Annotated in this window: 11 protein-coding genes and 1 tRNA gene; 3 read left to right on the top strand and 9 right to left on the bottom strand. The window is 50.8% G+C overall.

Going from position 1 to position 13,644, the window contains the following annotated elements; genetic code table 11:
• Position 1: 1 nt before the first annotated feature.
• From RB297_RS17180 to RB297_RS17205, 6 genes are all read right to left on the bottom strand, one after another.
• The gene (locus tag RB297_RS17180) at positions 2-2,299 is read right to left on the bottom strand and encodes a glycoside hydrolase family 3 N-terminal domain-containing protein (RefSeq protein ID WP_277748401.1); all 2,298 of its coding nucleotides are present in this window, start codon (positions 2,297-2,299) and stop codon (positions 2-4) included.
• Positions 2,300-2,325: 26 nt separating this feature from the next.
• Complete coding sequence (locus RB297_RS17185; protein ID WP_036666173.1) at positions 2,326-3,222, bottom strand: carbohydrate ABC transporter permease; 897 nt, start codon at positions 3,220-3,222, stop codon at positions 2,326-2,328.
• A gap of 52 nt (positions 3,223-3,274) precedes the next feature.
• On the bottom strand, positions 3,275-4,204 hold the full coding sequence (locus tag RB297_RS17190; protein ID WP_175320733.1) for an ABC transporter permease: 930 nt from the start codon (positions 4,202-4,204) through the stop codon (positions 3,275-3,277).
• 140 nt (positions 4,205-4,344) lie between these two features.
• On the bottom strand, positions 4,345-5,823 hold the full coding sequence (locus RB297_RS17195; protein WP_015734274.1) for an ABC transporter substrate-binding protein: 1,479 nt from the start codon (positions 5,821-5,823) through the stop codon (positions 4,345-4,347).
• Positions 5,824-5,950: 127 nt separating this feature from the next.
• Positions 5,951-7,462: a response regulator transcription factor gene (locus RB297_RS17200; protein ID WP_192569196.1), complete on the bottom strand. Its 1,512-nt coding sequence runs from the start codon at positions 7,460-7,462 to the stop codon at positions 5,951-5,953.
• Positions 7,455-9,278: a sensor histidine kinase gene (locus RB297_RS17205; protein ID WP_375121016.1), complete on the bottom strand. Its 1,824-nt coding sequence runs from the start codon at positions 9,276-9,278 to the stop codon at positions 7,455-7,457. Before RB297_RS17205 ends, RB297_RS17200 begins: the two co-directional genes overlap by 8 nt.
• A gap of 183 nt (positions 9,279-9,461) precedes the next feature.
• Here RB297_RS17205 and RB297_RS17210 point away from each other — a divergent pair, with 183 nt between their 5' ends.
• Positions 9,462-9,800: a L,D-transpeptidase gene (locus tag RB297_RS17210; RefSeq protein ID WP_036671045.1), complete on the top strand. Its 339-nt coding sequence runs from the start codon at positions 9,462-9,464 to the stop codon at positions 9,798-9,800.
• A gap of 101 nt (positions 9,801-9,901) precedes the next feature.
• Entirely contained in the window at positions 9,902-10,978 is a 1,077-nt protein-coding gene (locus RB297_RS17215) for an AI-2E family transporter (RefSeq protein ID WP_096773097.1), read from the top strand.
• 75 nt (positions 10,979-11,053) lie between these two features.
• Here the strand turns inward: RB297_RS17215 and RB297_RS17220 are convergent, their stop codons facing one another.
• From RB297_RS17220 to RB297_RS17230, 3 genes are all read right to left on the bottom strand, one after another.
• Complete coding sequence (locus tag RB297_RS17220; RefSeq protein WP_015734269.1) at positions 11,054-11,449, bottom strand: hypothetical protein; 396 nt, start codon at positions 11,447-11,449, stop codon at positions 11,054-11,056.
• Between the two features lie 19 nt (positions 11,450-11,468).
• Entirely contained in the window at positions 11,469-12,155 is a 687-nt protein-coding gene (locus tag RB297_RS17225; protein ID WP_041622130.1) for a uracil-DNA glycosylase, read from the bottom strand.
• A gap of 200 nt (positions 12,156-12,355) precedes the next feature.
• Positions 12,356-12,441: transfer RNA gene (locus RB297_RS17230), tRNA-Leu, on the bottom strand.
• A gap of 404 nt (positions 12,442-12,845) precedes the next feature.
• Here RB297_RS17230 and RB297_RS17235 point away from each other — a divergent pair.
• The gene (locus RB297_RS17235) at positions 12,846-13,616 is read left to right on the top strand and encodes a polysaccharide deacetylase family protein (RefSeq protein ID WP_096773095.1); all 771 of its coding nucleotides are present in this window, start codon (positions 12,846-12,848) and stop codon (positions 13,614-13,616) included.
• Positions 13,617-13,644 lie beyond the last annotated feature (28 nt).

Genomic DNA, 13,644 nt, shown 5'->3' on the forward strand with positions numbered 1-13,644 from the left:
ATTAATCCTCCTGTACGGTCAGATCTGCACTAAGCGTATCGTTCACATGCCTGCCTAGCATAACACGGAACAGCCCGGGTTCAACCACCTGCCGGTAATCTTGACCGATATATTGAAGCTGTTCCGGACCGATAGTGAATTCCACCTTGCGCCGCTCTCCGGGCTGCAGGGAAATTTTCTGGAAGCCCTTCAGTTCACGGGCGGGTCTCGTATATTTGCTGGCGGCATCGCTTACGTATAATTGTACAACCTCGGACCCTTCACAGTCACCGCTATTTGTAACGTTCACGGAAACAACCGCCGTACCGTCCGTTCCGATCACTTCCGGAGTCATTTGAATATCCGAATAACTGAATTCGGTATAGCTAAGCCCGTATCCGAACGGATAACGCGGCTGGGAATCCTCTTCAAGGTAACGCTTACCGCGCGACCGCTTGCCGTTATAGTAAACCGGCAGCTGCCCGACATGCTTCGGTATCGACATGGTCAGCTTGCCGGACGGATTCACGTCCCCGAACAAAATGTCCGCTACCGCATGTCCGCCTTCCTGTCCAGGATACCATGCTTCCAGAATCGCATCGGCATGCTCGTCGATCCACGGCTCCGCGATCGGACGGCCGTTGATGTACACCACGATCATCCGCTTGCCAAGCTTATGGATCTCCTGCGCCAATTCCAATTGAACGCCGGATAGCTGCAGCGTCATCCGGTCAATGCCTTCGCCGCAATCCATGTCGCTTAAAGCATCGTCCGTGACCTTCGAGGCCCCTGTGCGCAAATCAATCGTGCCTTCGCCAAAATCGCGGGCGCTGGAACCGCCAAGCACCATAACCACGGTATCGGCCTGTTTCGCACAAGTCAATGCGAATTCAAAGCCCTCCCTGGAGTCGTCCTTAATGCGGCATCCCGGAGCGTACAATACGCGCTGCGCATCTTCTCCCAGTTTCGCGCGGATTCCGCCAAGCACGGTGGTCACGGCTGCCGGCGGCTGAGGAGAGGTGTAGTCTCCAAGCTGATTGTATCCCTGATCGGCATTAGGTCCAATGACGGCAATCACGCCGCCTTCCTTGGATAACGGCAGAGCCTTTGCTTCGTTCTTAAGGAGAACGATGCCTTCGGCCGCAAGCTGCCTGGCAAGTCCGACATGCTGCTCGCTGCCGATCACGTTCTCGGCTGTCTGGGGATCCACGTAAGGATTCTCGAACAATCCGAGCTTGAATTTCAACGTCAATACACGGCGTACGGCCTCGTCCAATACGGAGACCTCCAGCTTGTTCGACTCGACAGCCTTCTGCAGATGCTTGCCGAACATCTCGCCAGACATCTCCATATCGATGCCGGCGCGGATGGCCTGCACAGCGGCATCCATTCCGTCTTCGGCGGTATCATGGCCGCTGGCCAGCATATCGATGGCGCCGCAGTCGGTGATTACCATGCCGTCAAAACCCCACTCCTTGCGGAGAATGCCGTCAAGCAGCTCCGTATTGACGGTGCATGGCACGCCGTCAATCTCGTTATAGGCGGGCATAATGGAGGCCGCTCCCGCTTCCACGGCCTTCTTGAACGGCAGCATGTCCACTTCCATCAGCTCACGCGTGCCCATGTGCACGGGTCCGGCATTTCTCCCGCCTTCCGAGCTGCCATAGCCAACGAAATGCTTCAAGGTCGCCGCAACGCTGCTCGGGCTGTCCAGAGACTCGCCCTGAAGGCCTTCCACCGATGCGACCGCATATTCGCTGATCAGGTACGGGTCTTCACCGAAGCATTCCTCGGTACGCCCCCATCTTGGATCGCGCACGACGTCGAGCACCGGCGAATAGGTGACCGCGCCGCCCTGGCTGCGTGTTTCCAGCGCGACGGCTCGGCACATGTCGCGGTATAAATCCACGTTCCACGTGCTCCCGATGGACAACGGCACCGGAAAGACCGTGCCGCCGATGGCCATGTGACCATGCGAGCATTCTTCCCCGATCAGGATCGGAATGCCAAGTCGAGACTGCTCAACGGCGTACCGCTGGATGTGATTGACGGCTTCCGCTCCTTCACGCGGAGAAAGACCGGTCTCAAGTGTTACACCGGTCCATGGATCGGCGCGAAGGGTCCCGTAAAGGGATCCGACGCCGCCATTTTTAACTTGCTCTTTAAATGAATCCGTTAATGTAATCTGACCTTCATTCACCTCATAGGTCTTCCAGCCGAACGGCTGGATCAACTGCCCCACCTTTTCCTCCAGGTTCATCAGGCCAAGCAGATGTTCCACTCTTTCCGCAATGGGTTTACGGGGATCTTTATAAGTCATCTTATACCCTCCGGTACTTGAAGAATTTATTCTTTAACCGCGCCGATGGTCAGACCTTGAATGAAGTAGCGCTGGAAGAACGGATATGCCAGAATAATCGGTCCGGTTGCCAGAACGACCATCGCCATCCGCGAAGTATCCTGCGGCATGCTCTGAAGAGCGGCCATGCTAAGGGATGAGTTCTGCGAGTTCTGCAGGATGAACTGCATGCTGGTTTCGATCCGCATGAGCATGGATTGCAGCGGAACCAGGTTCGGATCGTCGATGTAGAGCAATGCGTTGAACCAATCGTTCCAATACCCAAGTGTGCTGAATAAACCGATGGTAGCCAGACCCGGCAGGGATAGCGGCAATACCAGCTTGTAGAAAATCTTAAACTCGCTCGCACCGTCGATTTTACCGGATTCGATGATGGCGTCCGGCACGCTGGTGCTGTAGAACGTACGCAGAATCATGATATAGAAGGCATTGAGCGCCAAAGGCAGAATCAAAGCCCAGATGGAATCTTTCAGGCCTAGCAATTGCGTTGCTACGATATAAGTCGGCACCAGGCCCCCGTTGAACAGCATCGTGAAAAATGCGAAGAACGAGAAGAAGTTCCGGTATCTGAACCCTTTGCGGGAGATGGCATAAGCATAAAGCGAAATGATAAACAGACTGAGCAGCGTACCTACGACCGTGACGAAGATCGTTACGCCGTAAGAACGAAGAAGCGTGTCGCCTGTCTGGAATACGTACTTGTAAGCTTCAAGACTCCATTTCTCCGGCCAGATTTGGTATCCGTTTCGGGCCAGTGAGCCTTCGTCTGTAAATGAGATGATCATAACGAACAGGAACGGAAATACACACAGGAACGAGAAAATACCGGCAATCAGGTTGAATACGACATTCCACCCGGATGAAAGCTGATGGAAATCTTTCATCTTGCTTTTCGATTTGAACACATCACATACCCCCTTCTTGATGATTGATCGATTAGAACAATGCGTTATCCTTGTCGTATTTACGAACGATATAGTTGGATACCATAACCAGGATAAATCCGACAACCGACTGGTACAGACCCGCAGCAGTACTCATGCCGATCTCGCCCGTTGTTTTCAGACCGCGATATACATAGGTATCAATGACGTTCGTTACGGAATACAAGGTTCCCGAATCCCTTGGCACTTGATAGAAGAGACCAAAGTCAGCGTAGAAGATTTTACCGATCGCAAGAAGAGTCAAAATGGTCATCAGCGGTTTCAGCATCGGAAGCGTGATGGCTTTAATCTGCTGCCATTTGTTCGCTCCGTCAATCATCGCCGCCTCGTACAAGGATTTGTCGATCCCCATGATCGCCGCCAGGTAGACGACGCTGTTATAACCTACGGATTTCCACAAACTGATCAACGTCAGGAATATCGGCCAATACTTGGCTTCGGAATACCACTGAACCGGCTCCATGCCGAACCAGCCCAGAATCTGATTCAGCATCCCTTTGTCCATGCTCAGGAAACTGAATGCGAAGTAACCTACGATAACCCAGGACAGGAAGTACGGCAGAAACATGCCGGTTTGATAGACTTTCGCCAATTTCTTGTTCACGATTTCAGACAATACGATAGCCAGCGCTACGGATAGAATGAGACCTAATATGATGAACACGAAATTATAAAGAACGGTGTTGCGCGTAATGATGTAAGCATCGTTGGTACTGAACAGGAATTTAAAGTTCTGGAATCCTACCCATTCACTATTAACGATACTTGCCCAGAACCCGTCTCGGCTAAAGCGGTATTCCTTAAATGCAATAATGGTCCCGAACATGGGCAAATATGAGAATAAGAGAAACCACAGGGTCCCCGGCAAAACCATGAACAGCATGGCCTTATTCGTCATAATATTTTTGAAAAACTGTCCGATTGCTCTCACGCTTACCCCTCCTCGTGATGTGCATGAAATGAACAAAAGAAGGGCGGTGAACATCCGCCGCCCCGTCCTTGTTCATGCTGCAGCGGCATCTGCTGCCCCTTAAGGCAGGCAGGCCGCTTCATGCATTGTTATTACTTGCTTGCTTTCCAAGCATCAATTTGGCTTTGTGCTTCAGCGATGATCTTATCCAGACCAGCAGCTTTCAGCTTTTCATTCGCTTTTGGCAGGAACTCTTCAGGATTGACGGTACCTGTCATCAGCGGCGCCCAGAACTCTTCTTTTACGTTGTTGACAGCAGCGAGTTCTGTGGATACTTTGGTTGGATCGAAGTTGAAACCGAGAAGCGGAGCAGGCTGGCCGGACTCGTTAAACTTCTTGAACTCTTCCCATTTGTTCTCAGGATCTTCAGGATTCAAGTAAGTCAGCATGACATTGCCAAGCGCAAAAGTAGGCATGTCGTAGTTTTTCGATTCTGGCAAGTTTTCCATTACGTTCTCGCTAAGCTTCTTGTAGTGCACGCCTTCGATACCGGAGTCAACCAAGTTACGAAGATATACGTCGGTGTTCAGCAGGTTCAGGAACTCCATTGCTTTCTCAGGGTATTTCGAGTTTGCGGAAATCGCTTGCATCGAACCCATAACCGACCAGTTAAAGATGTTTGCATCACCGGCAGGAGTAGATACGACAGGATAGCCGTAGCTTTGGCTCCACAGGTTGTCCGCGAATGGCTGTGTAGCCGCACGGTCCGTGAACCAGTTGCCGGATGTCATCAGATCTTGCGTCGAAGTTGTTGTTGCAGCTTCTGGGGAGATGTATCCCGCTTTGTAGTACTTGTTCATCAACTTAAGCATGTCCATCGTTTCCGGCATTTCGAGGAAGTTCACGACTTTCAGTTCTTCCTTGTCGTCCAGGTATACGGCCATTGGCATTTTTTCGATGATGTAGTCAAATGGAAGCAATGGTCCGAAGTCTTTGCTGATGGCCAAAGGAACGACGTTCGGTTCGTTTTCCTTGATCGTTTTAAGCAGCGGCTCCAAGCTTTCCATCGATTTTACGTTCGAAATATCGAGATTGTATTTATCGAGCAATGTTTTGTTAAAGCGCCATGCTTCTTGAGCAGGAAGTTCTTTGTTGGCCGGAATCGCATAGTTGTGTCCGTCAACCTTGGAACCTTCCAGGAACGCCGGATCGATTGCTTCTTTAATGCCTTTTCCATGGCTTTCGATCAGCTCGTCCAATTCCATGAATGCGCCTTTACGTGCGTTCTGCACATAATCGAACGCCCATGAGCTCGTGAACAGGATATCCATCGGTTCGCCGGAAGCTGCCATAACCTGCATCTTCTGGTTGTAATCCCCGAAGTCGATCATTTTCATGTCAACGGTTACACCAATCTTCTCAGCAGTGTATTTATTGATTTCTGCCTCAACCTTGTCAACATCCTTTTGAGGTGTTCCGATGGTGTACCAGATCAGCTCAACCGGTTTCTCGGCAGTTCCCCCGCCGTTTCCTGCACTCTCTTCTTTATTGCCTCCGCATGCAGACAACAGCATGGACGCGGACAATAAAAGCGTTAGCGGCAGGAGCCATTTCTTTTTCGATTTACTCATGTTTATCCTCCCTTTTGAATCCTTGTGTCTCTACACATATAAGGTTATCCCATGAAAGCAGTTTCACATAGGCGAAAAATTAAAGGTATTATGGTGAAAATAAAGAAAAAAACTCTGATTCTATCAATCAGAGCATTCCTCTAAAATCCCTCGGCGATACGCCGACGAATTTTTTGAACTGTTTATAGAAATAACCGGTTTCCCAATAACCGACATTTTTTGCGATATCCTGCACTTTTGTCGAAGAGTTCCGAAGCAGCTCCTTGGCCCGCTCAATCCGGTACCGGTTAATGTACTCCGTGAAGTTTTCTCCCGTCTCTTTATGGAATAGATGACCCAGATAGACCGGATGGATATGATAGTTAGCTCCCAGCACCTTCAGCGACAAATCCTCGTTGTAATGGTGCTGGATATGATTCAGAATCTGTTGGATGACAGGGCTCTTCACGTCATTGTTGAGCGAATCGACCAGCCCGCCGACCCCATCCTTCACCGCTTTGATGAGATCGTCGATCGATACGGAATCCATAATATCGGTAATGGTGTTTTTCACGAAATCAGGGGCGGCCGTATACTGGATATCGTTCAGCTCCAGTTTCAGGCGAATGACCATTTCGACCGCGATGCTCTTCAAGGTCGTCGGGTTCATTCCCTGGGTGTGGCGAAGCCGGTCAAAATCGCTGTCGATCAGATCGAACAGCACCTGCTTGTCCCTTCCGGCGATGCCTTTGGCATAATCGGGCCACTGTACCGAATAGGATTCCGCCGCTTCTCCCTTTTTGGCCTGAACATCCACATAATCCACGTAGGAGGGCTGCTCCAGAACCAGATAGTATTCCTGGGCTTCCTTGGCATGGAGATAACTGTCCTTGTAATTCCCCCCGAGGCTCTCCACGCTGCCGAGCGAAATGCTCAGCTCTTCTTCATAGCACTGCTCCCGCACCTGCTGCAGCAGGCGGATTGCCCTCGCTTTTTCCGTATCCGGGTCTTTCATCATGAAGATGACCACATGATCGCCGTCGTTGTCCCGGAAATACAGAACGCCCGGCTCCTGGTCCATTAATTGATACAGGCAGTTCTCCAGCGGCGTGAAGTCCGCTCTCAGGATAGATGCCATAACATAGGGCAAATTGAGATTCAACCCCAGAAGGGTCGCCCGCTCCTCCAGCTCCTCCGGCTCGATCCGGTCGGTGATCCAGCGATACAGGATGTTGCTCCGCAAAATATTGATGTCATACTCGTCCAGTCTCATTTCCCTTCTGGATTTGTTCATTTTATCCGTTGTGCTTGCAATCGTTTCTTCCAGTTCCTTGAGGTTGATCGGCTTGAGCAGATAATTCTCGATCCCGAGCCGCATGCCTTCCTTCAAATAGGCAAAGTCGTCGAAACCGCTTAGGATAATCACCTTCAGATTACGGTTTAATTTGCGTGCGCCCTCGATCAGTTCAAGCCCCGTCATCACGGGCATCGATATATCCGTTATAAGAATGTCGACCGGAACGACCGCCATCTTCTCCAGTGCCTGACGGCCGTTCTCCGCATGACCGACCACCTCGATGCCATACTTCGACCAATCCACGACATCAACCAATCCCTCTATAATGAACGGCTCATCGTCCACGATAAATACCTTATACATCGTTATTCAGCTTCCTCTCTGTCACCGGAAATTTCACTGTCACCGTCGTTCCGTTACCCGGCTCGCTCTGGATGTCCATTCCGTACGAACTTCCATATGTCAGCTTTAATCGCTCATTCACGCTACGCAGACCAAACGATTCTCCGCTCGACTCGGCCACATCCAGCCGGGATTTGATTTCCTCGAGCCGCTGCGGCGGGATCCCTTTTCCGTTGTCCTTGATCTCGATATGGACCTCGTCATCCTCCTGCGTCGCGTTGACGGTCAGCCAGTTATCGTCCTGATCGCTGCGAAGGCCATGAACGATATAATTCTCAATCAGCGGCTGCAGCGACATTTTGATCATCGGCACATGCTTGATTTGATCGTCGCAGTGCATTTTGTAAATATACTTGTCCTTATAGCGAATGCGAAACAGCTCCAGATAAAGCCTGCACGCCTCCAGCTCATCCTTCAGCGTGTAGTGGGACTTATGCTGAACGATATTCTTGAAGAGCATCGACAAGCTGTAGATCATATCGCCGACGTCCTGCGCCCCCTGCGAGAGAGCCCTCATTCGAATCACTTCGAGCGTGTTGTATAAAAAATGCGGGTTGATTCTAGCCTGCAGCGCAGACAGCTCCGCATTCTTCTGGTTAATCTCCGCTTTATACACCTTATCGATGTAACGGGAAAGCTCATCCAGCATTTCATTGAAGCTGCCTGCGATTTGCCCCAGCTGATCGTCCTTGGTATCCTGCATCCGGGCCACGAACTCTCCCTTCTCGACCTTGCGCATAAACCGAATAATGTTATCGGTCCGTCTGGAGTAATTGACGATCATCAGGGAAGGGATGGACACCGCAATCACGATGCATAGCAGGGCCGCAATGATAATGGTGCTCTGCAAGCCATGGAACGATTCCGCGATTTCTCGCTTGGGCGTGATGCCCACCACCGTATAGCCTGCCTGATTATGGGCTGCCGTTGTAATATAGGATTCCTCATCGAGGGTCACGGTTTCCTTGGAATTCAGCAGCTGGTCGGCATACGGATACTTCTCGCCGTAATATTTGCCGGAGGAGTCAAACATCACGCGGCCGTCGCCCGACAACACCAGAACGGAGCCCTTCAGGGAATCGTCGCTGTTGTTCAGCACGGCATCCAGCGCTTCCGCTCGATACAAAATAAGCAGCTGTCCCAGATTTTTGTAAGTGGTCATATCATTAATCGGGCTTCGGATCGAGAACAACGGCAATGTCACGTCTCCGGCCAGCTTGCGTATCCATAGATTCGGCAATGTGACGCTCTGGCTTTCGAGCGCCATCACGTCGGGAATGTAGGAATGCGTGGCATTCGCCTGATACAGCCTTGTCATGCTGCCCTGCTTGTACACGTAGACATACTGCTTCTCCGCGCTGTACAGCATGATGTTCTCTATATCCGGATCATCGTCAAGCCTCTGTTTGAAATAAGCGACTACGCTGTCCGAATTGGACTGCCCCCCGCCCGCGATCCGATTCATTCGCTTGGCCATATACTCGTTGAACGAGTTCATGAGGAAATAGGAGGTGTCAATGCCCAAAGAACTGTTGCGGTATAAGTCGTTCACATAGGACTGGGCATTCTCGTATTTTTGATTCAGGTGCCGTTCCACCCGCTCCACCGCGCTCCGCTGGATGTCCAGCTCGCTGCGGACGGCCGATTGAAACAAGAAGTAATACATAAGAAACGATAAGGTGACGATGGTAACTACCGCAATCAGGGCGATTAACAGCAGCATTTTGGTAAACATATTATTTTTAATATATTTTAGATATAGCCTTGCGGGAGACATCGGCTTCCCCTTCCTGGTGTAAACGTTGTAACTGCTTAACATATTAAATATAACATCGGCCAACCGTCCTCAACGGATGAAATTTCTACCAAGTTATGAAGGTGTAATTTGCCTATTTTAGACCATTTTGGGGCCGATCTCCCCCCTGTTTCATAGCATGAATCTTGAAGGAGATGGATGATCATGCCTCAATACCGCATTATTGTCGATTTGTCCGACTTTCAGCTGCACCTGCTCGACGGCAACATCGTGGTACGCACGTTCCCGGTTGCCATCGGCAAAATGGCTACGCAATCGCCGCCCGGCAATTATACCATCGTCAACAAACAACCGAATCCCGGCGGTCCTTTCGGGGCTTACTGGTTAGGGTTGTCCAAACCCCACTACGGCATCCATGGCACGAATGACCCTTCATCCATCGGCCGCTCCGTTTCCCATGGCTGCATTCGGATGTATAACGAGGACGTGGTGGAGCTTGCTTCCCTCGTGCCCATCCATACCAGGGTCACCATACGAAACTAATAACATAAACTGGTGATTTCAACTCCCTCCAAATTGGTTAAATACAAATGTTACATGGTACCCGTGTATTTTACCTATTCGTAGTTATGGAGGGATTGCCCATGATGCAGAGCAAATATTTCAGGACATGCTTTGGCATAATCGCACTGCTCTTAATCATCTACCTAGGAGCCGAAATCAGCTTTTTGTTTCGCCCCATCGTCTCCATGTTCAACATGCTGATCGTTCCGGTGGCCATGGCCGGCTTCTTCTATTATCTGCTTAGGCCGATCGTGGACTACCTGGAGCGACGCAAAATCAAACGATCCATCGGCGTCCTGATGCTGTATTTCGTGTTTGCCGGTCTCTGCGCGATCTTTGGCATCGTCGTATGGCCGACGCTCCGTGAACAGATCGAAAACTTCATCAGCAACGCCCCCTTCCTGGTTGAGGGCGTGGAGGAGCAGATCGACCAGCTTCAACAGAATCAATTCTGGTCCCGCTATGTACCAACGGAATCCGAATTGTCTACCTCCCTAACGGAATACATGAACCGGATCATCACCTGGATCAGCAATTCCATCAATAACCTGATTTCCGTTGTATCCGGCGTCGTTGTCATTATCGCTACGATTCCAATCATTTTGTATTACATGCTGAAGGAAGGCAGCAAGCTCCCGCCAAGACTGCTCAGCGTCCTGCCCAGACGATACCGCCGCGACGGCCAGGAGGTGCTGGGCGAGATCGATACGGCACTCAGCAATTTTATTATCGGCAAAGTGATCCTGAATCTTATACTTAGCGTCATGATCTATATCGGATTTTTGATTATCGGACTGCCCTATTCCCTGCTCTTGACGGTGATCTCCTTCTTCTTGAATTTCATCCCGTACATCGGTGCGCTGCTGGCGACCGTTCCTGTCGTCATCATCGGATTTATCGAATCGCCCTCCATCGCGATATGGTCCGTCGTGGTCATTGTCATCGCCCAGCAGATTCAAGATAATATCCTGACGCCCGTCATCTACGGGAAACAGCTGGATATTCACCCGCTGACCACGGTTGTCCTTATTCTTGTAGGCGGCGACTTCTTCGGACTGCTCGGCATCCTGCTGGCCATTCCGGCCTACATGATCATCAAAATTATCGCGGTGCGAATTTACGAGCTGTTCCTCGCCGAAAAAGTAGAGGACGCATGATGGCGCCTCACAGCAAAAAAGGATGTCCCCGCCAACTTTGCGCTGGCTGGTGGGACATCCTTTATTTTAAAAGAATCACGCATTGCCGCGCAGGGATCGAACCACGAAATCATGCTCGTCCTTACGCAATATCGTGCCATTCGACAGTGTGACGGTATCCTCATCGTGAGATGTCAGGATGGCCTGGGAAGACACCAGCTGGTTGCCCCTCCATACCATGACGCAGGATCCAAAATAAACGGCATTATCGAATTGAATGGTATGACTCACGACATAACCGATGGAGTTCAGGGCCGGGTAGGAGTTCCTCGGCATAATTCTATGAATGGCTCGAAACGGAATGATAAGCTCGCCCGGGCCTAGAATCACTTTCTCCTGAACGGGATCCCACCCTTTCAGCACACCTTCAACCGTGCTTTTCGCCCCGTCTAGACGCTGAATGACAACATGACGACCGATCCAATGCTTCATGAAGGTCACCTCTCGCGGATTATTCATCTCCATCGTCCGGCGTGTTCGGGATGTCCCAATTCACCGGATCCATACCCTCTTGCATTAAAAAAGCATTCGATGCTGAAAATGGACGGCTGCCGAAGAATCCTTTGTGCGCTGCAAACGGGCTCGGATGACTGGACTCAAGCACCTTGTGACGGCTTCGGTCTATGAAGGAACCTTTCTTCTGTGCATAACTGCCCCATAATATAAACACCATGGGCCTTTCACGTTCATTCAGTTTCGCGATGACCTTATCGGTGAAGGTCTCCCACCCGATGCCTTTATGCGAGTTCGGCTCGCCCTCGCGAACCGTCAGCACGGCATTGAGCAGCAGAACTCCCTGGTCCGCCCATGATTGCAAGGACCCATGATTCGGAGCGGAAATCCCCAGATCCGATGAAAGCTCCTTATGTATATTGCGTAAAGACGGAGGAATCGCAACCCCGGGCGAGACGGAGAAACTCAGTCCCTGCGCCTGCCGGCGACCGTGATAAGGGTCTTGTCCCAAAATAACGACCTTCGTCGATTGGTACGATGTTTGCTGCAGAGCCCGAAATATATCTTCCTTGGGAGGATACACCGTACTGCGCCGGTACTCTTCATCCACCCGTTCCATCAAAGCTTGAAAATAAGGCTTATCCACTTCTCCCTGCAGGATAAGGTCCCAATCATTGTTAAACATCCGCATGTCTCCTCTCCCTCCTCCTCACGCAGGTCAGCATGGAATCAAAAAAGAAATGCGATCACTTTAATCGGGACGCGGCATCTTCCGCTTCGGTCCGCAGGAACAACGCCCGCTGATGAATTTGCGTCGATTTAAAAAATAAGCCGGCACCCATACGGGGGCCGACTTATTTTGCATCATACCAGACGCTGTTATAATGCCGAGGACGGGGGTCGAACCCGTACGGTAGTCACCTACCGCAGGATTTTAAGTCCTGTGCGTCTGCCAATTCCGCCACCCCGGCATATTGTATCCGCGCATGTTCCTAGCGTCGTTCACGTTCACTTGAAAAGCCCGAAGGTACGCGTGGAATTCGCAATATTTTGCGAGATCATCCCGAAATCTAGGTGTGCACATTTCGTCTTAGCGACAAAATCGATAATACCATGTACAACCATATGATGTCAATATATGAAACTCATAATTTTTCGCATCACCCCGGGCCAAGCATTCATCTCGATGAACTAGCGCCATCGCTCTGCTTGTAGGTACCGACAGCAAATCAAAGGCCTCCTTCGCAATCGGCGCGCTTGCATTCCCCGCTGGAGCTTCCTACAGAATAATTTCTCGGTTACCGTGCATCCTAAATGAAGCTCGCGTGCTTACATGCGGAGACTAGAACAACAGAAGAAAAGGAAACCCATCGACATGAAAAAACGAACATGCTCAGCCTTCTCATTGCTTGCCCTTGCGCTGATTCTTGGTTATCCCGGCCATGTGCATGCGGAGCACGTGCCTTCCGCCTCCAAAGGCAGAGATTATTATGAGGAGCGCGGCGAGATCGTGTGGGAAGTGCCCACGCAGAACAAGGTGATCGCCCTCACTTTTGACGACGGCCCGGACGAGCATAATACCGTTCAAATTCTGGATCTGTTAAAGCGGTATGACGCTAAAGCCACCTTCTTCGTTGTAGGCAGCCGGGTGGAGAAACACCCCGACATCGTCGCGCGGGAACTGCAGGAAGGACATGAAATCGGCAACCACTCCTATACGCATCCGCCCTTTCACAATATTAACGTCACGAAGTTATCAAGTGAACTGAATCAAACGCAGGATGCAGTCTATCAAGCCACCGGCATAAAGACCGTACTGTTCCGCCCGCCCGGGGGCAGCTATAATGAAGCCATTGTGAGTACGAGCAAGGATTTGGGCATGCTGACCGTATTGTGGTCATGGCACCAGGATACCCTCGACTGGCGAAAGCCCGGCGTCAACCGCATCGTCCGAAAGGTTCTGGATAACGCCCGTAACGGCGACATCGTACTTATGCACGATTTTGTACCCAGCAGTACGCAGACGGTTGAAGCCCTCAAGGTGATTTTGCCGGAGCTGCAAAAAAGAGGTTATTCATTTGTTACCGTATCCGAGCTGATGTCCTACCATGAGAAATCACGCAAGTTCATCGAAGTCAACCATTAATAAGCCGTTCGCATGTAAGACAATGACC

The organism is Paenibacillus sp. CR_12, from assembly GCF_041953985.1.
GTDB classification, from domain to species: Bacteria; Bacillota; Bacilli; order Paenibacillales; family Paenibacillaceae; genus Paenibacillus_AQ; species Paenibacillus_AQ lautus_A.

Excerpts from the sequence above, each read along its gene's own strand:
- RB297_RS17180 (WP_277748401.1), bottom strand. The coding sequence starts at position 2,299 with ATGACTTATAAAGATCCCCGTAAACCCATTGCGGAAAGAGTGGAACAT.
- RB297_RS17185 (WP_036666173.1), bottom strand. The coding sequence starts at position 3,222 with ATGAAAGATTTCCATCAGCTTTCATCCGGGTGGAATGTCGTATTCAAC.
- RB297_RS17195 (WP_015734274.1), bottom strand. The coding sequence starts at position 5,823 with ATGAGTAAATCGAAAAAGAAATGGCTCCTGCCGCTAACGCTTTTATTG.
- RB297_RS17200 (WP_192569196.1), bottom strand. The coding sequence starts at position 7,462 with ATGTATAAGGTATTTATCGTGGACGATGAGCCGTTCATTATAGAGGGA.
- RB297_RS17205 (WP_375121016.1), bottom strand. The coding sequence starts at position 9,278 with ATGTCTCCCGCAAGGCTATATCTAAAATATATTAAAAATAATATGTTT.
- RB297_RS17210 (WP_036671045.1), top strand. The coding sequence starts at position 9,462 with ATGCCTCAATACCGCATTATTGTCGATTTGTCCGACTTTCAGCTGCAC.
- RB297_RS17215 (WP_096773097.1), top strand. The coding sequence starts at position 9,902 with ATGATGCAGAGCAAATATTTCAGGACATGCTTTGGCATAATCGCACTG.
- RB297_RS17220 (WP_015734269.1), bottom strand. The coding sequence starts at position 11,449 with ATGAAGCATTGGATCGGTCGTCATGTTGTCATTCAGCGTCTAGACGGG.
- RB297_RS17225 (WP_041622130.1), bottom strand. The coding sequence starts at position 12,155 with ATGTTTAACAATGATTGGGACCTTATCCTGCAGGGAGAAGTGGATAAG.
- RB297_RS17235 (WP_096773095.1), top strand. The coding sequence starts at position 12,846 with ATGAAAAAACGAACATGCTCAGCCTTCTCATTGCTTGCCCTTGCGCTG.